The sequence below is a fragment of the Microbacterium jejuense genome (genome assembly GCF_019511665.1).
GTDB lineage: Bacteria > Actinomycetota > Actinomycetes > Actinomycetales > Microbacteriaceae > Microbacterium > Microbacterium jejuense_A.
Genome location: NZ_JAEUAW010000002.1, coordinates 19,092 through 40,047 on the forward strand (window position 1 = coordinate 19,092; position 20,956 = coordinate 40,047).

Annotated in this window: 21 protein-coding genes; 11 read left to right on the top strand and 10 right to left on the bottom strand. The window is 70.4% G+C overall.

What is annotated here, in order from left to right; all coding sequences use genetic code 11:
- The first annotated feature begins 38 nt into the window (after positions 1 to 38).
- A complete protein-coding gene (gene purD / locus JNB62_RS02080; RefSeq protein ID WP_220299228.1) occupies positions 39 to 1,313 on the top strand; it encodes a phosphoribosylamine--glycine ligase in 1,275 nt (424 codons plus the stop codon).
- 28 nt (positions 1,314 to 1,341) lie between these two features.
- On the opposite strand, the gene JNB62_RS02085 is transcribed toward purD, so the two are convergent.
- The 3 genes from JNB62_RS02085 to JNB62_RS02095 all read right to left on the bottom strand — a co-directional run bounded on the left by JNB62_RS02085 (position 1,342) and on the right by JNB62_RS02095 (position 3,789).
- Positions 1,342 to 1,500, bottom strand: a complete 159-nt coding sequence (locus tag JNB62_RS02085; RefSeq protein ID WP_220299229.1) for a hypothetical protein — start codon at positions 1,498 to 1,500, stop codon at positions 1,342 to 1,344.
- Positions 1,501 to 1,621: 121 nt separating this feature from the next.
- Positions 1,622 to 3,172, bottom strand: coding sequence for a DHA2 family efflux MFS transporter permease subunit (locus tag JNB62_RS02090; RefSeq protein ID WP_220299230.1), 1,551 nt, complete (start codon positions 3,170 to 3,172; stop codon positions 1,622 to 1,624).
- Positions 3,169 to 3,789 (bottom strand): PadR family transcriptional regulator, encoded by a 621-nt coding sequence (locus JNB62_RS02095; protein ID WP_220299231.1) that lies wholly within the window; start codon positions 3,787 to 3,789, stop codon positions 3,169 to 3,171. The genes JNB62_RS02090 and JNB62_RS02095 overlap by 4 nt, the downstream gene beginning before the upstream one ends.
- A gap of 52 nt (positions 3,790 to 3,841) precedes the next feature.
- Here JNB62_RS02095 and JNB62_RS02100 point away from each other — a divergent pair, with 52 nt between their 5' ends.
- The 3 genes from JNB62_RS02100 to JNB62_RS02110 all read left to right on the top strand — a co-directional run bounded on the left by JNB62_RS02100 (position 3,842) and on the right by JNB62_RS02110 (position 7,510).
- Positions 3,842 to 4,852 (top strand): phosphoribosylaminoimidazolesuccinocarboxamide synthase, encoded by a 1,011-nt coding sequence (locus JNB62_RS02100; protein ID WP_220299533.1) that lies wholly within the window; start codon positions 3,842 to 3,844, stop codon positions 4,850 to 4,852.
- Positions 4,853 to 4,995: 143 nt separating this feature from the next.
- The gene (locus JNB62_RS02105) at positions 4,996 to 6,327 is read left to right on the top strand and encodes a uracil-xanthine permease family protein (protein ID WP_220299232.1); all 1,332 of its coding nucleotides are present in this window, start codon (positions 4,996 to 4,998) and stop codon (positions 6,325 to 6,327) included.
- A 343-nt stretch (positions 6,328 to 6,670) separates the two neighbouring features.
- Entirely contained in the window at positions 6,671 to 7,510 is an 840-nt protein-coding gene (locus tag JNB62_RS02110) for a VOC family protein (protein WP_220299534.1), read from the top strand.
- 237 nt (positions 7,511 to 7,747) lie between these two features.
- On the opposite strand, the gene JNB62_RS02115 is transcribed toward JNB62_RS02110, so the two are convergent.
- From JNB62_RS02115 to JNB62_RS02140, 6 genes are all read right to left on the bottom strand, one after another.
- Positions 7,748 to 7,894: a hypothetical protein gene (locus tag JNB62_RS02115; RefSeq protein ID WP_220299233.1), complete on the bottom strand. Its 147-nt coding sequence runs from the start codon at positions 7,892 to 7,894 to the stop codon at positions 7,748 to 7,750.
- Between the two features lie 3 nt (positions 7,895 to 7,897).
- Positions 7,898 to 8,911: a LacI family DNA-binding transcriptional regulator gene (locus JNB62_RS02120; RefSeq protein ID WP_220299234.1), complete on the bottom strand. Its 1,014-nt coding sequence runs from the start codon at positions 8,909 to 8,911 to the stop codon at positions 7,898 to 7,900.
- A 50-nt stretch (positions 8,912 to 8,961) separates the two neighbouring features.
- Complete coding sequence (locus JNB62_RS02125; protein WP_220299235.1) at positions 8,962 to 10,437, bottom strand: glycoside hydrolase family 1 protein; 1,476 nt, start codon at positions 10,435 to 10,437, stop codon at positions 8,962 to 8,964.
- Positions 10,438 to 10,505: 68 nt separating this feature from the next.
- A complete protein-coding gene (locus JNB62_RS02130) occupies positions 10,506 to 11,420 on the bottom strand; it encodes a carbohydrate ABC transporter permease (protein WP_220299236.1) in 915 nt (304 codons plus the stop codon).
- Positions 11,417 to 12,490: a carbohydrate ABC transporter permease gene (locus JNB62_RS02135; protein WP_220299237.1), complete on the bottom strand. Its 1,074-nt coding sequence runs from the start codon at positions 12,488 to 12,490 to the stop codon at positions 11,417 to 11,419. The genes JNB62_RS02130 and JNB62_RS02135 overlap by 4 nt, the downstream gene beginning before the upstream one ends.
- Before the next feature lie 165 nt (positions 12,491 to 12,655).
- Positions 12,656 to 13,933: an ABC transporter substrate-binding protein gene (locus JNB62_RS02140; RefSeq protein ID WP_220299238.1), complete on the bottom strand. Its 1,278-nt coding sequence runs from the start codon at positions 13,931 to 13,933 to the stop codon at positions 12,656 to 12,658.
- Positions 13,934 to 14,187: 254 nt separating this feature from the next.
- On the opposite strand from JNB62_RS02140, the gene purS reads away from it, so the two are divergent.
- The 5 genes from purS (at position 14,188) to JNB62_RS02165 (ending at position 17,377) form a co-directional block, all read left to right on the top strand.
- Positions 14,188 to 14,436 carry a phosphoribosylformylglycinamidine synthase subunit PurS gene (gene purS / locus JNB62_RS02145; protein ID WP_220299239.1) on the top strand — a complete coding sequence of 83 codons (249 nt, stop codon included), beginning with the start codon at positions 14,188 to 14,190 and terminating at the stop codon, positions 14,434 to 14,436.
- Positions 14,433 to 15,140: a phosphoribosylformylglycinamidine synthase subunit PurQ gene (gene purQ / locus JNB62_RS02150; protein WP_220299240.1), complete on the top strand. Its 708-nt coding sequence runs from the start codon at positions 14,433 to 14,435 to the stop codon at positions 15,138 to 15,140. The genes purS and purQ overlap by 4 nt, the downstream gene beginning before the upstream one ends.
- Positions 15,141 to 15,267: 127 nt before the next feature.
- Complete coding sequence (locus tag JNB62_RS02155; protein WP_220299241.1) at positions 15,268 to 16,200, top strand: 2-hydroxyacid dehydrogenase; 933 nt, start codon at positions 15,268 to 15,270, stop codon at positions 16,198 to 16,200.
- Positions 16,201 to 16,221: 21 nt separating this feature from the next.
- Positions 16,222 to 16,692 (top strand): anthrone oxygenase family protein, encoded by a 471-nt coding sequence (locus JNB62_RS02160; protein ID WP_220299242.1) that lies wholly within the window; start codon positions 16,222 to 16,224, stop codon positions 16,690 to 16,692.
- 97 nt (positions 16,693 to 16,789) lie between these two features.
- Entirely contained in the window at positions 16,790 to 17,377 is a 588-nt protein-coding gene (locus JNB62_RS02165) for a pyridoxamine 5'-phosphate oxidase family protein (RefSeq protein WP_220299243.1), read from the top strand.
- Between the two features lie 16 nt (positions 17,378 to 17,393).
- Here the strand turns inward: JNB62_RS02165 and JNB62_RS02170 are convergent, their stop codons facing one another.
- Positions 17,394 to 17,909, bottom strand: coding sequence for an adenine phosphoribosyltransferase (locus JNB62_RS02170; RefSeq protein ID WP_220299244.1), 516 nt, complete (start codon positions 17,907 to 17,909; stop codon positions 17,394 to 17,396).
- A 125-nt stretch (positions 17,910 to 18,034) separates the two neighbouring features.
- Here JNB62_RS02170 and JNB62_RS02175 point away from each other — a divergent pair, with 125 nt between their 5' ends.
- Complete coding sequence (locus JNB62_RS02175; protein ID WP_220299245.1) at positions 18,035 to 19,732, top strand: glycoside hydrolase family 13 protein; 1,698 nt, start codon at positions 18,035 to 18,037, stop codon at positions 19,730 to 19,732.
- 121 nt (positions 19,733 to 19,853) lie between these two features.
- On the top strand, positions 19,854 to 20,873 hold the full coding sequence (locus JNB62_RS02180; protein WP_220299246.1) for a LacI family DNA-binding transcriptional regulator: 1,020 nt from the start codon (positions 19,854 to 19,856) through the stop codon (positions 20,871 to 20,873).
- The last annotated feature ends 83 nt before the right edge of the window (positions 20,874 to 20,956 follow it).

The window sequence follows — 20,956 nt, forward strand, 5'->3', positions numbered from 1 at the left end:
GCCTCGGCGGCTGAGCGGCCCCTCGGTAGGCTGAAGGGGTGAAGATCCTGGTCCTCGGTTCGGGCGCGCGCGAGCACGCCATCATCCTGGCGCTGCGGTCGGAGGAGGCCGAGCACGAGATCTTCGCGGCACCCGGCAACGCGGGCATCGGGCAGGTCGCGCAGCTCGTCGCACTCGACGCCAACGACCCCGGCGCCGTCACGGACTTCGCCAACGAGAACCACATCGACCTCGTGATCGTCGGCCCCGAGGCACCGCTCGTGGCGGGCGTCGCCGACGCCGTCCGCGAGCGCGGCATCCCCGTGTTCGGGCCGAGCCGCATGGCCGCGCAGCTGGAGGGGTCGAAGGCGTTCGCCAAGCGGATCATGGATGCCGCGGGCGTGCCGACGGGCCGGGCCGTACGCGCCGCGAGCCGCGCCGAGGTCGAGGCGGCGTTCGACGAGCTCGGCGCGCCGCACGTGGTCAAGGCCGACGGGCTGGCTGCCGGAAAGGGCGTCATCGTCACGTCCGACCGCGAGGCCGCCCTCGCGCACGCCGACGAGTACCTGCCGTCGGGTCCGGTCCTGGTCGAGGAGTTCCTCGACGGCCCCGAGGTGTCGCTGTTCTTCCTCAGCGACGGCGACCACGTGCTGCCCCTCAGCCCGGCACAGGACTACAAGCGTCTGCTCGACGGCGACGAGGGCCCCAACACGGGCGGCATGGGCGCGTATTCGCCGCTGCCGTGGCTCGACGGGAGGTTCGGCAGCGAGCAGGCGTTCGTCGACCTCGTGACACGCGAGGTCGCTGAGCCGGTGATCCGCCAGCTCGACTCCGAGGGGACGCCCTTCATCGGCCTGCTGTACGCCGGGCTCATCATCACCGACTCCGGCGTCAAGGTCATCGAGTTCAACGCCCGCTTCGGCGACCCCGAGACCCAGGTGGTGCTCCCCCGCCTCGTCGACCCGCTGTCGGAGCTGCTGCTCGCCGCGGCCTCAGGGCACCTCGAGGACCACGCCCGTCCGGCGTTCGCCGACGACGTCGCCGTCACGGTCGTGCTGGCCAGCGAGGGCTATCCCGCAGCGCCGGTCACCGGCCGTCCGCTCACGGGACTGCGCGACGCCGAGGCGGTCGAGGGAGTCCATCTCGCACACGCGGCGACCGCCGAGACCGACAGCGGATTCGTCGCCACCGGCGGACGCGTGCTCAACGTGGTCGGCGTGGCCACGACGTTCGCGCAGGCTCGCGAGCGCGTCTACCGCGCCATCGACGCGATCGGATTCGAGGGCGGTCAGCACCGCACCGACATCGCGGCCCGTGTCGTCGAGGGCCTCTGAGGCCCCCGACGGCAAGACGTGCGACCGGTCAGGCGCCGCGTCGGATGTAGCGGATCAGCCACGCGATGATCGCGATCACGATGATCACGATGCCGATCCACAGCAGGAACTTCGCCGCCTCGACGAACACGCCGAACAGCAGCAGCACGATTCCGATGATGAGCAGGATCACTGCGAGTGCGGTCATGTCTGCCATCGTGACGGCCGGTCGCAGGGCCGCGCCAACCTCTTGACAAACGCGCCGCCGGACGTCTGAGACGAGTGGATGCCGGCGGCCGCGGCCGCCGGCATCCACTCGTCATCTCTGGTCAGTCGGCGGCGCGTGCCGCGGCGTGACCTGCGTGCCAGTCCTCGGCGGACGACAGCTGGGGGCGCTGCAGGAACAGGACGACGACGACGCCCGCGAGCATCACGACAGCCGGCAGCAGGATCGCCTGGGCCATGGCCTGCGAGAAGCCGTCGACGACGAAGGCCGGGAGCGCGCCGGTGCCGAAGCCGCCGGGTGCTTCCGCGGCGCCCGGCAGGTTCGCCTCGAGGCGCGACTGCATGAACGCCGCGATCGAGGCTGAGCCGATCACCGAGCCGATCGTGCGCGTGGTGTTGTAGATGCCGGCGCCGGCACCCGCCTGCCGTGGCGGAAGGTTACGGGTCGCGGTCGTCGCGAGCGGACCCCACATGCCGGCGTTGCCGATGCCCATGAGCGCCGACGGCAGCAGGAACATCCAGATCGGGGTATCCGTGTTCATGAGCGTCGCGTACCAGAACAGCGAACCGGCGACCAGCAGGAGCCCCGGCACCAGCAGGAAGCGCGGATCTGTGCGGTCGAGGAGCTTGCCGGCGAACGGGGCCAGCACGCCCGACAGCACGGCCATCGGGATGAGCAGCAGCGCCGACTCGGTCGGGGTGAGCCCTCGGGCCAGCTGGATGAAGAACATCAGCGGCAGCGACATGCTCGTCACCGTGAAGCCCACGAGCGCGATCGCGAGGTTCGACACCGAGAAGTTGCGATCGCGGAACAGCGGCAGCGGGACGAGCGGCTCGTTCTTGGTGCGCGCCTGGGTCCAGATGAAGATCGCCATGACGACGACACCGGCGACGATCATCCCCCACACCCATGCTGCCCAGTCGTACTTCTCGCCCTCTTGCAGGCCGAAGACGATGAGGAAGAGGCCGAGGGCGCTCAGCAGCACGCCGACGATGTCGAACCGGTGCGGGTGCGTCTCGAGCCTGGGCACGAGGATCACCGCGAGCACGAAGGCGATGATGCCGACGGGGATGTTGATGAAGAAGATCCACTCCCATCCGGCGCCGTCGACGAGAAGGCCGCCGGCGAGCGGCCCGACGAGCGTCGCGACGCCCGCCGTGGCGCCCCACAGGCCCATCGCCGCGCCGCGGCGGTTCGGTGGGAACGTCCGGGTGATGACAGCCATGGTCTGCGGCGTCATGAGCGCGGCACCGAGCCCCTGCACGGCGCGAGCGACGATCAGCATCTCGAGCGTGCCCGAGAGCCCGCACCACAGCGATGCGAGTGTGAAGATCGACAGGCCGATGAGGTAGATGTTCTTCGGGCCGAACCGGTCACCGAGACGCCCCGTGATCAGGAGGGGCACCGCGTAGGCGAGCAGGTACGCCGAGGTCACCCACACCACGTTGTCGAGGTTGTTGGTGTCGGGGTCGAGCGCCGCCTTGATGGCGGGGTTCGCCACCGAGACGATCGTGGTGTCCACCAGGATCATGAAGAACCCGATGACCAGCGCCCACAGCGCCGGCCACGGGCTGCGGGGCTTGTGCCCGGCGGCGTAGGCGCCGGTGGGCGGGTGCGCGGCCGTCGAAGCCGCGTCGGAGGCGGGGTTGGTCACTGTCGTGCAGCCTTTCTCTGGGCGAGATAGCGTTCGGATGGGGACGCGTCCGGTCCCCACGGGAAGTCGGGTTCGGCGATGCGCTCGAGCGTCGCGTCGAGCCAGTCGAGGTCGGCCTTGAGGAGCGCGGCCTCGCGGTCGAGCTCGAGCAGGTACTGTGCGGGCACACCCTTGGCGAGCGCCCCGGCGTGCCCCGCCGTCGTCGCTGCGAGCGACGCGGCGAGCGCGTCGCGCCGGACTGTGAGCAGGCGGATCGCCTCGTCGCGGTCGAGATCGTGCGCCTCGGCGAGCGCGACGCGGTACTCGGCGGGCCGGTCCACCAGCGGCAGCTCGCGCCGGATCCACTCGCGCACGGCGGCGGCTCCGGCCTCGGTCTGGGTATAGGTGGTGCGCTCGGGGCGGTTGCCCTCGCGGTCGACGCCGACCTCGGCGACGAAGCCGAGGCGTTCGAGCCGCGCGACGGTGTGGTACACCGTCCCGTGGGTGATCGTCACGAGCCGGTCGTCGCGGCGCATGCGCATGAGCCGGATCATCTCGTAGGGGTGCATGTCGCCCTCGCCCAGCAGGGCGAGCACGACCAGCCCCAGCGGGGTCAGGCGGGCGACGGCATCCTTCACGATCACTCCATGTCGACTAGTCCAGATGGACTATACACCGCCCTCGCGAGGCATGCGAGAGCCGCATGACGATAATGGACAGGTGACAGTCACCCCCTCCCCCTCGACCGAGCTCGCCGGCTGGCGGCACGTCTACTCCGGCAAGGTGCGCGACCTGTACGTGCCCGCCGAGACGCCTGAGGGCGAGAAGCCGGAACGCCTGCTCGTCGTGGCGAGCGACCGGGTCAGCGCGTTCGACCACGTGCTGTCGCCCGGCATCCCGGGCAAGGGCGAGCTGCTCACGACGCTCAGCCTCTGGTGGTTCGACCAGCTGGCCGGCGCGGACGGGGGGCGCGGCATCCCGAACCATCTCGCGGCCTCGCACGTGCTCGGTGTGGGCGAGGACGGCGTGGCGAATACCGCCGACGACCTCAAGAGCCTGATCCCGGATGCCGTCGTCGGGCGCGCGATGGTGGTCAAGAGCCTCGACATGCTGCCCATCGAATGCGTCGTGCGGGGCTATCTCACCGGGTCGGGCTGGGCCGAGTATCAGGCCGACGGCACCGTGTGCGGCATCCCTCTTCCGGAAGGGCTGCGCAACGGCGACCGACTGCCCGAGCCGATCTACACGCCCGCGTACAAGGCACCGATGGGCGAGCACGACGAGAACATCTCGTACGAGCGCACCGTCGAGCTGGTCGGTGCCGAGCGTGCCGCCGAGCTGCGCGACCTCTCGCTCGAGATCTACACGCGCGCGTCGCGCACGGCCGAGGCGCACGGCGTGATCCTCGCCGACACCAAGTTCGAGTTCGGCCTCGACGAGAACGGCGTGCTGACCCTCGCGGACGAGGTGCTCACGAGCGACTCGTCGCGATACTGGGATGCCGCCGCCTGGGCCTCGGGCACGACCGAGGCCGAGCGCATGGCGAGCTTCGACAAGCAGATCGTGCGCAACTGGCTCGCGGCGAACTGGGCGCCGCCGCGCGAGGGCGAGCCCCCGGCGCTGCCCGCCGACATCGTCGAGCGCACCGCCGCCCGCTACCGCGAGCTGCTGGAGCTGCTGACCTCGGCACCCGGTCGTTGAGCGGAGGGCGCTCCAGCGCCCGCAGACGAAACGCGTTCCGGCACGAAGTGGCTCAACGACCGGCGGCGAGGGGCCGGGCCGCGCCCGCCCGCGCCGCTAGGGTGAGGCGAGCACAACACCCGAGCGCGAAGGAGCGAGCGCACATGCCCCTGTGGACCCTCCACGGAAACGGCCGGACCGTCGAACCCGGCCGGGTCGTCAGACCCGAGGAACGGCTGAACTGGCCGGCGACCATCGCGATCGGCGCGCAGCACGTCATCGCCATGTTCGGCGCGACGTTCCTGGTGCCGATCCTCACCGGCTTCCCGGTGTCGACGACGCTGCTGTTCTCGGGCCTCGGCACGCTGCTGTTCCTGCTGATCACGCGCAACCGCCTGCCCAGCTACCTCGGCTCGTCGTTCGCGTTCATCGCGCCCGTGACGGCGGCCACCGCGTCGCAGGGGATGGGGTCGGCTCTCGCGGGCATCGTCGCGGTCGGCGTGCTGCTGGCGGCCGTCGGATTCATCGTGCAGTTCGCGGGACTCGGCTGGATCGAGAAGCTCATGCCGCCGGTGGTCGCCGGTGCGATCGTGGCGCTGATCGGCTTCAACCTCGCGCCCGTCGCGTGGCAGAGCTATCAGCAGGCGCCGGTGACGGCCACCATCACCCTCGTCGCGGTGATCCTGTGCAGCGTGCTGTTCCGCGGGTTCCTCGGCCGCATCTCGATCTTCCTCGGCGTCATCGTCGGCTACATCGCCGCGCTCATCGCCGGCGAGGTGAAGTTCGACGCCGTCAACGAGCTCGTCGCCGACGGGCAGTGGATCGGCCTGCCGACGTTCGCGTTCCCGACGTTCGGCAACCCCGGCACCTGGAGCGTCATCGCGATGTTCCTGCCCGTCGTGCTGGTGCTGATCGCCGAGAACGTCGGCCACGTGCGCGGCGTCGCGACCATGACCGATGCCTCGGTCAACAGGTACACCGGCCGCGCGCTCATCGCCGACGGCGCGGCGACCGTGCTCGCCGGAACCTTCGGCGGTTCGGGCACCACCACGTACGGCGAGAACATCGGCGTCATGGCCGCCACCCGCGTGTACTCGACCGCCGCGTACTGGGTGGCGGGCGTCTTCGCGATCCTGCTGTCGCTGTCGCCGGTCGTCGGCGCGGTGTTCAACTCGATCCCCGCGGGTGTGCTCGGCGGCGTGACCACCGCCCTGTACGGACTCATCGGCATCATCGGCATCAAGATCTGGGTCGACAACCGCGTGGACTTCTCGCGCCCGGTGAACCAGTACACCGCGGCCGTCTCGCTCGTGATCGCGATCGCCGGCTTCACCATGGTGTGGGGCGACTTCCAGCTCGGCGCCATCGTGATCGGCGCCGCCGCAGCGCTACTGATCTACCACCTCGGCAACCTCATCGCCCGCTGGCGCAAGACCGGCGCCGACGACGGCGGCCCGATCCCTGCCGTGGGCCAGCTCGGCGGCGACCTGCAGTAGTCGTCCCCCTGGCCCGTCGAGCACGCACGTCCTCGCCGAAGTCGCACGTCATCCACGCGGACGGCGTGCGTGCTCGGCGAGGACGTGCGTCGTCGACGAGAGCGCCGGGCGCGGAGGCGAACGAGGGCTGCGGCCACCCCGGCTTCGGGGCCGGCTTCGGGGGACGGCATCCGCTGTTCTTCTCCCGGGTTTGGGGCGCGTTTTCTCCGTTGGGGCGCAGTTCTTGCGCCCCAACGGGGGATCTGCGCCCCAAACCCTGAGCGGGTAGGGGAATGGACGAGGGATGCCGGAGGTTCCTATTCGTGTGAATGCACAGGCCGACCGACTCGCCCCCGACACCGCGATGGGCGCCGTGACGCTGCTCGTCGGCGACCTCGACGCGATGACCGCGTTCTACCGCGACGTCATCACGCTGCCGGTGCTGTCGGCCGACGGCGACCGGGTCGTGCTCGGGCGCTCCGGCCGGGCGATCGTCGTGCTGCAGCACGAGCCGGCGCTGCGGCATGCCGCGCCGGGCGCGGCGGGGCTGTTCCACACGGCGATCCTGTTCGAGACGCAGGAGGCCCTCGCCGCCGCGCTCTACAGCGTCGCGACGCGGGCGCCGCACACCTTCACGGGCTCGGCCGACCACCTCGTGAGCCAGGCCTTCTACCTCACCGACCCCGAGGGCAACGGCGTCGAGCTGTACTGGGACCGCACGCGCTCCGAGTGGTCGTGGACGCACGGCACCATCGAGATGGCGACGCTGTACCTCGACCCCAACGCGTTCCTGCGCGAGCACCTGACCGAGAGCGCCGCGAGCGGCGGGACCACGCAGGATGCGGCATCCGTCGGTCACGTGCACCTCTCAGTGGGCGACGTCGAGACGGCGCGCGCGTTCTACGTCGATGCGCTCGGCTTCGACCAGACCGCTGCCATGGGCGACCAGGCGCTGTTCGTCAGCGCGGGCGGCTACCACCACCACATGGCGATGAACGTGTGGAACTCCCGCGGCGCCGGCCCCCGCATGCCCGCGCTCGGACTCGGCCGCGTCGATCTCGACCTTCCCGATGCCGATGCGCTCGGCGAGCTGTCGGAACGGCTGCGCCACCACGGCTTCGAGGTGCGCGACGACGGGCGCACGGTGTCGTTCGACGACCCCTGGCGCAACCTGCTGCACGCGACGGTGCCCGGCCGCGGCTGAGCTCGGTCGGCTCGCTGGACGGGCCTCCCTGCACCACTTGTCGGGAACGCGGTTTCTCGCCGAGAGACCACGTCATCGACGCGAATAAAGTGCGTTCTCGGCGAGAAACCGCGGTCTCGACGGCGTGGTACGCACGTGGCCACGACCTCCGGCACCGGGTGGAGTCCTCGAGGGCGTCTCGCCGCGTTTCGTCTTCGCTCGTTCCTCGCTCCGCTCAACGACCGGGGACCGGCCGCCTCAGCGCCGGATGATGCGGCGCTCGATCGCGGCGGCCACGGCGCTGGCGCGCATGCGGACGCCCTCGAGCGAGTTCGGTCCTGGCGCACGCACCCCGCCGTAGCAGGTAACCACGAATCCGCTCTGACCGCGGGCGGCGGCATCCACTGTTCAGACGGAGTCGCGGATGACGAGCTCGGTCTCGAGGATCGTGACGTGGCGCGGGTGGCGGCCGGCGAGGATGTCGAGCAGCACGGTGGCCATGCGCTCCCCCTGCGCGAACGACGGCTGGCGCACCGTCGTCAGCTGCGGGATCACCGACGTCGCCACGGGCGAGTCGTCGAAGCCGACGAGGGCGACGTCCTCGGGGACGCGCAGCCCTGCCGCCGTCAGCGTGGTCAGCACGCCGCGGGCCATCAGGTCGCTCGCGACGAACACGGCGTCGGGGCGAGCACCCGACTCGAGCAGGCGGCGCATGGCCGCCGCGCCGCCATCGGCGGTGAAGTTGCCGTCCTCGATGCCGACCTCGTCGAGCCCGTAGGCCTTGAGCGCGTCGCGGTAACCGCGCAGGCGGTCGACGCCCGCGGGCATGTCGCGGGGTCCGGTGATGGTCGCGATGCGGGTGCGGCCGTTCTCGATGAGGTAGACCGTCGCGTCGTACGCGCCGCGGGCGTTGTCGACGTCGACGTAGTAGTCGCGCTCGCGCTCACGCACCGGGCGGCCGCCGTAGACGACCGGCACGGCGCTCGCGATCCGGTCGATGAACGTGTCGCTCGTGTGGTGCGACACGACGATCGCGCCGTCCACGGCACCCGACCTCACGTACGACGTGGTCTTGTCGCCCGGATCGTCGCTCGCGATGAACAGGTTCAGCACGTAGTCCGAGCGGCTCAGCCGCGAGTTGATGCCCGACACGATCGCCGCGAAGAACGGGTCGCCGAAGAACCGCGTGGTGTCTTCGGGCACGATGAGCGCGACCGCGTGGGTCTTCTGGCTCGCGAGCGACCGCGCCGCCCGGTTGGGGACGTAGTTGAGCTCGGCGATCGCCTTCGTGACCGACTCCAGCGCTTCAGGGCTGACCGCGGTGGACCCGTTGACCACGCGCGACACCGTCGACCGCGAGACACCCGCCGCGGCGGCGACCTCTTCGATCGTCACCGTCTGCCGCGTGACATCCGAGCTCATCGCTGCACCTCCCTGCCCGACACCACGTCCGAATCTACGACCCGAAGCGGCTATGCCGACGCCGCGGCGCCGACACCGGCCACATCGAGCGCGCGAGCGGCGATGATGCGGCGGTACTCGAGCGCGCTGTCCTTCGGCGTGCGCTCCTGCGTGTCGTAATCGACCCGCACGATGCCGAACCGCTTCTCATACCCCCACGCCCACTCGAAGTTGTCGAGCAGCGACCAGTAGAAGTAGCCGCGCACGTCGACGCCGGCGTCGGCGGCATCCAGGATCGCACCCAGGTGACCGCGCAGGAACTCGACGCGGTCGACGTCGTGCACGCGCTTCTCGCCGTCCTCCACGACCAGCTCGTCGTCGTAGGCTGCGCCGTTCTCGGTGACGTAGAGCACCGTGCCCGCGGGCTGGGCGTACTCGTCCCACACCCGCTGCAGCAGCTCGGTCAGCCCCTCGGGCTGCACCTCCCACTGCATAGGCGTGCGCGGAAGGCCCCGCTCGTGCCAGAAGATGCCCTCGTGCGACGGGAACGGCGAGCGGCCCGGGCGGTCGGTCGGCGCGTCGCCGCCGATCGGCGGGTTCTCGGGCTGATGACCGCCGACGTACTCGCCGTGGTAGTAGTTCACGCCGAGCGTGTCGATGTGCGTCGAGATGACCTCGAGGTCGCCCGGGCGCACCGCGGACTCCCACGCGGCCACGGCTGCGGCATCCACTTCGCGGATGTCTTCGACGATGTCGGCCGGGTACTGCCCGCGGAAGATCGGGTCGAGGAACCAGCGGTTGAACTGGCCGTCGATGCGACGCGCCGCGTCGGCGTCGGCGGGATCGTCGGCGTCGACCGGCTCGGCGACCGTCAGGTTCAGGGTGATGCCGAGGTTGAGCGACGCGTCGCGGGCACGCAGCTCGCGGACGACCTGGCCGTGCCCGAGCATCAGGTGGTGCGCGGCGAGCACACCCTCCTCGACGCTGTAGTGGCCCGGCGCATGCAGGCCCGCCGTGTAGCTCAGGAACGACGAGCACCACGGCTCGTTGAGCGTCGTCCACACGTTCACGCGGTCACCCAGGGCGTCGTGCATCGTGAGGGCGTACTCGGTGAACTTCTCGGCGGTGTCGCGGTTGGCCCAGCCGCCCTGCTCCTGCAGGGCCTGCGGCAGGTCCCAGTGGTACAGCGTCAGCCACGGCAGGATGTCGGCGCCCAGCAGCTCGTCGACCAGACGCTTGTAGAAGTCCACGCCCTTCGCGTTGACCGCGCCGCCGTCGGGGCGCACGCGCGACCACGACGTCGAGAAGCGGTAGGTCTGCAGCCCGAGGTCCTTCATCAGCGCGACGTCGTCGCGGTAGCGGTGGTAGTGGTCGCAGGCCACGTCGCCGTTGTCGGCGTTGATGACAGCACCGGGCACGCGGCAGAACGCGTCCCAGATGGAGTCGCGGCGGCCGTCCTCGTGGGCGGCGCCCTCGATCTGGAAGGCGGCGGTCGCCGCGCCGAACAGGAAGTCCGACGGGAAGGCGCGCGGGATCGCGGTCGTCATGAGGGAGAGTCCTCTCTCGAAGAAGAGTCTGAATTCAGGATGCCGGGGGCCGGGGCTGGGCGGTAGCCCTAGCCCTTGACCGCGCCGGCCATGATGCCGCTGACCAGCTGCTTGCCCGTGAAGACGAACAGGATCAGGAGCGGGATGGTCGCGAGCAGCACGCCGGCGAGCACGATCGAGTAGTCGACGAAGTAGTTCGACTGCAGCAGCTGCAGCGCGACCGGGAGCGTCGGGTTCTGGGGGTCGAGCACGATGAACGGCCAGAAGAAGTTGTTCCACGCCGTGACGAACGTGAACAGGCCGAGCATCGCCGCCGCGGGCCGCGCGGCCGGCAGGCCGACGGTCATGAAGGTGCGGAACGAGTTCGCGCCGTCGACGCGGGCCGCCTCGATGAGCTCGTCGGGCACCGTCTGGCGCAGGTACTGCGTCATCCAGAACACGCCGAACGCGGTGACCAGCGCGGGCACGATGATCGCGCCGATCTGACCGGTCCAGCCGAGGTCGGCGAACAGGATGTACAGCGGCACGACGCCGAGCTGCGTGGGCACGGCCATCGTGGCGATCACGAAGATCAGCAGGATGCTGCCGCCCTTGAAGCGCAGCTTCGCGAAGGCCCAGCCGGCGAGCGTCGAGAAGAAGACGACCGAGAGGGCGATCACCGTCGAGCTCCAGATGGAGTTCCACAGCGCCGTCCAGAAGTTGACGGCCTCGTCGTTGATGACGGCGGCGGCGTTGGCGAAGAAGTTGCCGCCCGGGATCCACGACATGTTGGGGTCGCGGATCGTCGACGAGTCGCCCGAGCCGATCAGGAGCGACCAGTAGTACGGCAGCAGCGAAGCGAGCAGCACGAAGCTGAGGGCCGTGTAGACGAACCAGCCCGGCCGATCGCCCGCTCCGCCCCGGCGGCGACGGTGGCGGCGGTTCTCTTCGGGGGCGACCTCGGTGTCGTCGAGGTGCAGGGGCATTGCGGTCGTGGCGCTCATCGCACGGTCTCCTTCTGGGCGCTGGCGGGCGAGGCGCCGGCGTCGGCGCGGTGCGCGTCGGCGGCGACCGACGCGCGGGCGGCCCGGGCGGCGGCCCGTCGCTGCTTGCGGGTCAGCTGACCGCGGCCGCCTTCGTCGCGGATGAGGCTCTGCGACACGAACAGGTTCACGACGCCGATGGCCAGGATGATGAGGAACAGGATCCACGCGAGCGCCGCCGCGCGGCCGAAGTTCCACTCGCCCCAGCCGATGTTGTAGAGCCACAGGCTGATGGTGAGCCACTGCGAGTTGGCGCCGCCGACGCCGAACTGGTCGTACATGCGCGGCTCGTCGAAGATCTGGAGGCCGCCGATGGTCGAGGTGATGATGACGAAGATGAGCGTCGGGCGCAGGCTCGGCACCGTGATCGAGAAGAACTGGCGGATCTTGCCGGCTCCATCGACCGTCGCGGCCTCGTAGTAGTCGCGCGGGATGGCCTGCATCGCGGCGAGGAGGATGAGGGTGTTGTAGCCGGTCCAGCGGAAGTTGACCATCGTGGCGATCGCGATGTGGCTCGCGAAGGCGTTGGAGTGCCACGGGATGTCGGGGATGCCGATCCGGTTGAGCAGCGTGTTGATGATGCCGTACTGGTCGCCGAACATGTTGCTGAAGATCAGCGCGACGGCCACGGGCGCCATGACGTAGGGGACGAGGACGCCCATGCGCCAGAACGTCTTGGCGCGGATGTTCTGGTCGAGCATCGCGGCGATGAAGATCGCGGCGATGAGCTGCGGGATGCTCGACAGCAGGAAGATGCTGAACGTGTTGCGCAGCGCGGTCCAGAACTTGGGGTTCGTCAGGACCCATTCGTACTGGCCCCAGCCGATGAACTCTCCCGAGTTGCGGACGAGGTCCCAGTCCATGAACGAGATCACCGCGGTGTAGGCGATCGGGAACAGGCCGACCACGATGAACAGGATGAAGAACGGCGAGATGTAGAGGTAGGGCGAGAGCTTCAGATCCCACGCTGTCATCCGATGGCCGAAGCCGATGCGCTTGGGAGATCGCGAGCTCGGGACGGTGGTGGTCACGTGGGCTCCTCGGTTCGGGTCCGGAGCGGACGGGGTGGGGCGCCGATGCACGGCGCGTGACATGGTGCGGACGAGGCGGGTCGCAATCAGAACCCGCCCCGTCCGGGTCTCAGACGGGCTGCCGGGGACCGCCGCTGCGGCAGCGGCCCCCGGCATCCGGGATCATCAGCCGATCTTGTCGACCTCAGAGACCCACTGATCCCACGAGGTCTTGGCGTCCTGCGTTCCGTCCTCGACACGCGTCAGCGCCTGCTGCATCGCGTCGTTGATCTGGAAGTAGTACTCGCCCTTGAACGGCGCGACCGTGACCGCGTTGGCGCGATCGGTGAAGATCTGGCCCACCGGCGCGTTGTTGAAGTACTCGTTCGTCGAGCTCAGCAGCGTGTCGGACTCGAGGGCCTTGACCTGGCTCGGGAACGTGCCGGCGTTCTCGAACGCCTTGATCTGCTGCTCGGGAGCGGTCAGCCAGTCGGCGAGCTCCTGCGCCTCCTTGACGTGCGGGCCGTTGGCCGGAACGGTCAGGTACGAGCCGCCCCAGTTGCCGCCGCCGTTCGGGAACACGTTGGCGATGTTCCAGCCGGTCGTGTCGGGCGCGTTGCCGGTGATCTGGCCGAGCATCCAGCCCGGGCACAGCAGCGTCGCGAAGGCGCCGTTCGACATGCCGGCGTACCAGTCGTCCGACCACTGGCCGAGGTGTGCCGACTGCGTCGCGCTCGCGGCGAGCACCTGGTCGTAGATGTCCTTGACCTCGGGGTTCTCGGTCGCGATGATGTCACCGTTCTCGGGGTCCTCGTAGGCGGCCTCGACCTGGTTGATCATGCCCTGGTACGTGCTGCCGGCCGAGTCGAAGAACGCCTCGCCCGTCGCGGCGGTGTACTGCTCGCCGAGGGCGAAGTACTTCGACCAGTCGCCGTCGATCGCCGCGGCGACATCAGCCGGGTCGGTGGGGAGGCCGGCGGCCTCGAAGAGGTCCTGGCGGTAGCAGACGGCCTCGGGACCGATGTCGGTGCCGTAGCCGATGAGGTTGCCGTCGGGGTCGGTCGCGGCTTCGACCTTCCAGTCGAGCCAGCGGTCGGTCAGGTCCTCGGGCACCGGCGCGAGCAGGTCGGAGTACTTCATGACCTCGGGCAGCCAGTCGACCTCGATGGCCTCGATGTCCGAGAGGCCCTTCTTGCCGAGCTTCTGGAAGTAGTTGGCGCGGGCGTCGTTCGACGTGGCCGCCTTGTTGTGGACGACCTTGATGTTCGGGTGCTCCTTGGTGTACTCCGCGAGGAGGTCCTTGGTGTATCCGAAGTCGTTGAAGGTGGCGACGGTCAGCGTGATCTGGTCGTCCGAGCCGCCGGCGTCGTCACCGCTGCCGCTGGCGCAGCCGGCGAGGACGATGGCCGAAGCCGAGAATGCGGCGAGTGCCACGGCGCTTCTGCGGAAGGCGCGTGCGTTCACTGTCACTCCTTTGTGTTTTCAGGGGTTGTCTGTGTTGCAGGACCGACTCGGACGGGTGCCGCGCCGGCTGTCCGTGGGAGCGTTCCCACCGACCGAGAGGCAACGTTATGGGATCGCTCCCACGAAAGTCAAGGGAGCGCTCCCATGGACGGGTCACGGTTTGGTCACGACGCTGTGACGGAGCGAGGAACCGACGGGATGCCGCGGCCCGTACACTGGAGTCGACCCCTGCCCGCGACACTCGGAGCTGTCACATGCCCACCATCGTCGTCGACGTCATGCCCAAGGCCGAACTGCTGGACCCCCAGGGGAAGGCCGTCGCAGGTGCGTTCGCGCGGCTCGGAATCTCGGACTTCGCGGGCGTGCGCATCGGCAAGCGGTTCGAGCTCGCCGTCGAGGGCGAGGTCACCGACGAGCTGCTCACGGAGGCCAAGCGCGTCGCCGACGAGATCCTGTCGAACGCCGTGATCGAGGACGTCGTGGGCATCGAGGTCGTGGAATGACCGCCCGCATCGGCGTCATCACTTTCCCGGGCTCCCTCGACGACCGCGACGCGCAGCGCGCGATCCAGATCGCCGGCGCCGAGCCCGTCGCGCTGTGGCACGGCTCGCACGACCTCGAAGGCGTCGACGCGCTCGTGCTGCCGGGCGGCTTCAGCTACGGCGACTACCTCCGGGCTGGTGCGATCGCCGCCCTCGCGCCGATCATGTCGGAGGTGAAGGATGCCGCGGCCAAGGGCATGCCCATCCTCGGCATCTGCAACGGCTTCCAGATGCTCGTCGAGGCGCACCTGCTGCCGGGCGGGCTGATCCGCAACGCCCACCAGCAGTTCATCCGCCGCGACCAGAGGCTGCGCGTCGAGAACGCCGACACGGCGTGGACGAGCGACCTCGCCGTCGGGCAGGAGATCGTGATCCCGCTCAAGAACGCGGACGGCGGCTACATCGCCTCGGAGTCCGAGCTCGACCGCCTCGAGGGCGAAGGGCTCGTCGCCTTCCGCTATGTGGGCGTCAACCCCAACGGGTCGCTGCGCGACATCGCCGGCATCGCGAACGAGCGCGGCAACGTCGTCGGCCTCATGCCGCACCCCGAGCACGCCGTCGAGCCCGGCTTCGGGCCCGGCACGTCGGCCGCCATGCGCTCGGGCGTGGACGGCCTGGCGTTCTTCACTTCAGCGATCGCCGCCGTCGTCGCCCAGGCCGCCTGACCGCCGGCATCCCGCGTTCTCCAGATCAGGAGATCTCGCCTGCGCAGGACGATCCGCGCGGGTTCGTCCTGCGTACGCGAGATCTCCTGATCTCAGCGAGCGGCAGGACCCCGGTAGCGTGGAGCGGGTGAGCACCGGCATCCCGAATCTCGTCGTCAGCGTCCCCACCGAGCAGCTCGCCGCCGATCTCGGCGCGCTGCCCGACAACGTCGAACTCGTCGTATGGCCGATGGATGCCGCGGCCCCGCGTGACCGGTTCGACATCGTCGTTCCGCCGTACATGTCGATGGCCCGCGTGCTCGAGCGCCTCGAGGGCGTCGAGGTCGGGCTCGTGCAGGGCCAGTCGATCGGGTACGACGGCGTGGCGGACATCCTGCCGGCGGGACTGCGCTTCGCCAACGCCGCGTCGGTGCACGAGACGTCGACCGCCGAGCTCGCGGTCGGCCTCGCGATCGCGGCGCAGCGGCACATCGACCGGTTCGCCGTCGACACCGCCGCCGGCCAGTGGTCGCCGGTGTTCGCGCAGAGCCTCGCCGACCGTCGCGTCCTGCTGCTCGGCTACGGCGGGGTCGGCAAGGCGGTCGCCGCGCGCCTTGCGCCGTTCGAGGTCGAGATCACTCCCGTCGCATCGCACGCCCGCGACGAGGACGGCGTGACGGTGCACGGCGTCGACGAGCTGCCCGACCTGCTCCCCCGTGCCGAGATCGTGATCCTCACGCTGCCCGGCGGCGCGGCGACGCAGAACATCGTCGACGACGCGTTCCTCGCGGCACTTCCCGACGGCGCCCTCGTGATCAACGTCGGGCGCGGCTCGCTCGTCGACACCGACGCGCTCGTCGACCACGTGCGGCGCGGCCGCATCCGCGCGGCACTCGACGTCACCGCTCCCGAGCCGCTGCCCGAGGGCCATCCGCTGTGGAGCCTTCCCGGCGTTCTCATCACGCCCCATGTCGGCGGTGCGTCCAGCGCCATGCGGCCGCGCGTGGCGAAGCTCGTCCGCACGCAGATCGAGCGGCTCGTCGCGGGCGAGCCGCCCCTCAACGTCGTGCTGGGCGGCTGACCCCCTCCGCAAGGAGCGCACATGAACCTGCAGGACATCCTCACGGCGTCCGGCGCACTGCTGGGCGCCGCGATGGCGGGCGTGTATTTCGGCTTCTCGCTGCTGGTGATGCCGGGACTCTCGCGCACGCCGGACGAGTCCGCCGTGCGCGCCATGCAGCAGATCAACCGGTCCATCCGGCCGGTGTTCCTGCTGCTGTTCGTCGGCTCGGCATTCGTGGCAGCGGGCTCGGCGGTCGCCGAGCTCGTCGCCTGGCAGGGCGCCGTCTCGGCGTGGCGGCTCGTCGGCGACGTGCTGATCGTCGCCCACTTCTTCATCACCGGCGGATTCCACATCCCGCGCAACGCCGTGGTCGACCGGCTCTCGCCGTGCGCCCCCGCCGACCAGCAGGCCTGGCGGAGGATCAGCCGGCAGTGGACCATCGGCAACCACGTCCGCGGGTGGGCCGCCTTCCTCGGCGCCGGCGTGCTGATCGCGACGCTGCTGACCTGACGCGGCGGTCGGCCCGCCGGCCCGGCCGCCGGCATCCACCCCCTTCTGTTCTCGTACCCGCTGAGGTAGGACGGAAGGGGAGGAGAAAGGCCGATCGATGAAGGACCCGCGCGACGCACGCACACCCGGAGTCGAGCGGCTGTCGACCGCCGAATGCTGGGACTACCTGCAGCAGGCGGAGTACGGGCGCCTCGCCGTCATCAACACCGACGGGGCCCCCGACATCTTTCCGGTGAACCATCTCGCGCATGAGGGGTCGCTGTTCGTCCGCACGGCGCGCGACGCGAAGCTCATGCACATCGCGCACCACCCGCTCGTGGCTTACGAGGTCGACGGCGTGACCGACGACGTGCGGTGGAGCGTCGTCCTGCGCGGGCGCGCCGAGCGGGTGGCCCGCGACGACGAGATCCGCGACAGCGGCGTGCGCGACCTCGCGTCGGCGAGCCCGACGGCGAAGCTGTTCGCGCTGAAGGTGACCGCGACCTCGGTGACGGGCCGGCGATTCCACCGCGACGCGGCGCACACCGACCGGCTCATCCCGTTCGAGGACGATGTGTCGGCGACTGCTGCCGCTGATGCCGCGCCGCCTCCCCGGGCGAGGGGCGAACGGCCGAAGCCGATCCCGCACTTCGAGCCGCCGACCGGCGCTGTCCCGGTCCGCCCGGAGGACGAGCCGCCGAGGTGAGGTCGTCGCTGCCGGCTCAGGCCGTGAACACGGCGTGGACGTCGCCGACGACGTCGCGCCCGCCGAGCGCGGTGAGCTCCATGAGCACGGCCGTGCCGACGACGCTGCCGCCGAGCTCGGTGACGAGTTCGTGCGCGGCGACCAGCGTGCCGCCGGTGGCGAGGACGTCGTCGACGAGCAGCACGCGCATGCCGGACGTGATGTCGTCGTGCGCCTCGATGGTCGCGGTGCCGTATTCGAGGGCGTATGTCACGGATGCCGCGGGCAGCGGGAGCTTGCCGGCCTTGCGGATCGGCACCAGGCCGGCCCCCGCCTCCATCGCGGCCGCGCCGGCCAGCAGGAAGCCGCGCGCCTCGACGCCGGCGACCACGTCGAACGAGCCCTCGAACGGCGCGATCATCGCGTGGACCACGGTGCGCAGCGCCCTCGCGTCCGCGAGCAGCGGCGTGATGTCGCGGAACAGCACGCCGGGTTCGGGGTAGTCGGGGATGGTGCGGATGAGCGATTCTGCACGGGTGAGGGCTTCGGACACGCGCTTCACCCTACGCCCGCGTCCTGAACGTCCCTCGCGGCCGCGATCATCGTCGGCGCGCGCACGCACGCGCGCGCCACACGCACACGAGTTGGGAGTGTAAGCGCTTGCAGTACACTGGCCGAATGACTTCCGCAGAGACCGCCGAGCGCACCGCCGCGCCGTTCCCGTCCGCAGAACCGACCCCCGCGGGCTCGGAGTGGTGGCGCACCGCCGTGATCTACCAGATCTACCCGCGCTCGTTCGCCGACGCGTCGGGCGACGGCATCGGCGACCTCCCGGGCATCACGGCTCACCTCGACGACCTGCAGGCCCTCGGCATCGACGCCATCTGGCTGAGCCCCTTCCAGCGCTCGCCGCAGAAGGACGCCGGCTACGACGTCAGCGACTACTGCGACGTCGACCCGCTGTTCGGCACGCTGGGCGACTTCGACGACATGCTGGCCGCGGCGCACGCACGCGGCATCCGCGTCATCGTCGACCTGGTCCCGAACCACTCGTCCGACCAGCACGAGTGGTTCCAGCAGGCTCTCGCGGCCGCGCCCCGCAGCCCGGAGCGCGCGCGCTACATGTTCCGCGACGGCAAGGGCGAGCACGGCGAGCTGCCCCCGAACAACTGGGAGTCGGTGTTCGGCGGACCGGCATGGACCCGCGTGGTCGAGGCCGACGGCACGCCCGGACAGTGGTACCTGCACCTGTTCGACTCGTCGCAGCCGGACTTCGACTGGTCGAACGAAGAGGTGCGCGAGGAGTTCCGCCGCGTGCTGCGCTTCTGGCTCGATCGCGGTGTCGACGGCTTCCGCGTCGACGTCGCCCACGGCCTCATGAAGGCGGAGGGTCTGCCGGACTACATCCCGAACCCCGACGCGGGCTCGATGGGCGGCGAAGAAGAGAACGTCCCCTACTGGGGTCAGGACGCCGTGCACGAGGTGTATCGCGACTGGCGCAAGATCCTCGAGGAGTACCCGGGCGACCGCGCGCTCGCCGCCGAGGCCTGGCTGCCCACGGCCGAGCGCACCGCCGAGTGGGTGCGCCCCGACGAGATGCACCAGGCGTTCAACTTCCCCTACCTGCAGACGGAATGGGATGCCGCCGACCTGCGCGCCGTCATCGACCTGTCGCTGCGCGCCTTCCCCGGCGTCGGCGCGCCGTCGACGTGGGTGCTGTCGAACCACGACGTCGTGCGCCACGCGACGCGTCTGGCCCTCACGGCCGAGAACCCGCAGGGCCACGGCATCGGCCCGGACTCCCCCGGCCAGCCGATCCCCGAGGTGGGACTGGCCCGCGCCCGCGCCGCGACGACGCTGATGCTCGCGCTGCCCGGTTCGGCCTACCTGTACCAGGGCGAGGAGCTCGGCCTGCCCGAGGTCATCGACATCCCCGGCGAGGCCCGTCAGGACCCGACGTGGTTCCGCACCAACGGCGAGCGCTACGGCCGCGACGGCTGCCGCGTGCCGCTGCCGTGGACCGTCGACGGCCCCGCGTACGGATTCAACGACACCGGAGCCTCGTGGCTGCCGCAGCCGGCGCAGTGGGCCGAGCTGGCGCGCGAGGCCCAGGCGGGCGTCGCCGGATCGACGCTCGAGCTGTACCGCACGCTGCTCTCCGAGCGCCGCGCGCGCTCGCTCGGGGCGGGTTCGCTGGAGTGGCTCGAGGGCTATGGAGCGGATGCCGTCGCATTCCGAAACGGGAATGTCACGGTCGTGGCGAACACCGGTTCCCAGCCCGTTCCGCTGCCGAGCGGTATCGTGATCGCGGCGAGCGGTCCCGTCACCGACGTGATCCCCGCCGACACGGCGGTCTGGGTCGTCGACCAGGGCTGACCCGGCCGGCCGGGTGCGGCATCCACTCATCGACACGCACGATGACGTGGCGTAGATGTACGCGACACGCCTGGCGTGTTGTACATATGAGCCAAGTCAACGAAGGGGACAGGGAGACGACGTGGTCAGCATCGACGAGGTCGCCCGCGCGGCGGGCGTCTCGACGGCGACCGTCTCGCGCGCGCTGAGCGGGCGCGGCCATGTCTCGGCGGGCGCGAAGGCGAAGGTCGAAGAGGCGGCGAAGAGCCTCGGGTACGTGGTGTCGGCGTCGGCGTCGAGCCTCGCCTCGGGCCGCACGCGCAACATCGGCGTGCTGGTGCCGTTCCTCGACCGCTGGTTCTTCTCGACGGTGCTCAGCGGCATCGCGTCGGCGCTCATGCGCCGCGGCTACGACATCACGCTGTACAGCCTGACCGCCGACCGCGGCGAGCGCCACGATGTGTTCGAGACGTTCCTGCGCCGCGGCCGCGTCGACGGCGTCATCGCGATCTCGCTCGAGCTGGGCGAGGAAGAGACCGAGCGGCTCGTCGAGCTCGATCTCCCGGTCATCGCGATCGGCGGCCCCAACCCGCACCTGACGACCCTGACCGTCGACGACGTCGCGGTCGCGCGCCTGGCCACCGAGCACCTGCTGGCGCTCGGACATCGCGACATCGCGCACATCGGCGCGAGCCCCGAGTTCGACATCGACTTCCACATCCCGACGCAGCGGCGGCAGGGCTTCGAGCAGGCACTCGCGGATGCCGGCATCGAGGTCAGCCCCTCGCTGTTCGAGCCGGCGGACTTCACGATCGAGGGCGGCTTCCGCGCCGCCAAGCAGCTGCTGGGCAAGCCCGGCGGCCGGCCGACGGCCATCTTCGCGGCATCCGACGAGATGGCGATCGGCGCGCTGCTGGCTGCCCGCGACCTCGGCTACCGCGTGCCCGAGGACCTCTCGGTGATCGGCATCGACGGTCACGAGCTGGGCGAGTTCTTCCGCCTGACGACCATCGACCAGTTCCCGATGGGACAGGGCGAGCGCGCGGCCGAGGCGATCCTCGGCGCGCTGGAGGCGCCCGACGACGAGGCGCCCACGCACCGCCCCGGCGAGCTGCCGTTCGAGCTCATCGTGCGCGGCTCGACGGCCCGCCTTCCCGCCTGACCCCGGCGCCTGACGCCGGCGCCGACCCGCGGCGCCTCTCCTCCCGTCGTCCTCGCCGGGTGTTCACTTGCGCTGTTTGTACG

Bases quoted from the DNA above. Each gene is read 5' to 3' on its own strand.
- purS (WP_220299239.1), top strand. From the start codon at position 14,188: ATGCCCACCATCGTCGTCGACGTCATGCCCAAGGCCGAACTGCTGGAC.
- purQ (WP_220299240.1), top strand. From the start codon at position 14,433: ATGACCGCCCGCATCGGCGTCATCACTTTCCCGGGCTCCCTCGACGAC.
- JNB62_RS02165 (WP_220299243.1), top strand. From the start codon at position 16,790: ATGAAGGACCCGCGCGACGCACGCACACCCGGAGTCGAGCGGCTGTCG.
- JNB62_RS02120 (WP_220299234.1), bottom strand. From the start codon at position 8,911: ATGAGCTCGGATGTCACGCGGCAGACGGTGACGATCGAAGAGGTCGCC.
- JNB62_RS02085 (WP_220299229.1), bottom strand. From the start codon at position 1,500: ATGACCGCACTCGCAGTGATCCTGCTCATCATCGGAATCGTGCTGCTG.
- JNB62_RS02105 (WP_220299232.1), top strand. From the start codon at position 4,996: ATGCCCCTGTGGACCCTCCACGGAAACGGCCGGACCGTCGAACCCGGC.
- JNB62_RS02160 (WP_220299242.1), top strand. From the start codon at position 16,222: ATGAACCTGCAGGACATCCTCACGGCGTCCGGCGCACTGCTGGGCGCC.
- JNB62_RS02100 (WP_220299533.1), top strand. From the start codon at position 3,842: ATGCGAGAGCCGCATGACGATAATGGACAGGTGACAGTCACCCCCTCC.
- JNB62_RS02125 (WP_220299235.1), bottom strand. From the start codon at position 10,437: ATGACGACCGCGATCCCGCGCGCCTTCCCGTCGGACTTCCTGTTCGGC.
- JNB62_RS02110 (WP_220299534.1), top strand. From the start codon at position 6,671: ATGGGCGCCGTGACGCTGCTCGTCGGCGACCTCGACGCGATGACCGCG.
- JNB62_RS02130 (WP_220299236.1), bottom strand. From the start codon at position 11,420: ATGAGCGCCACGACCGCAATGCCCCTGCACCTCGACGACACCGAGGTC.
- JNB62_RS02175 (WP_220299245.1), top strand. From the start codon at position 18,035: ATGACTTCCGCAGAGACCGCCGAGCGCACCGCCGCGCCGTTCCCGTCC.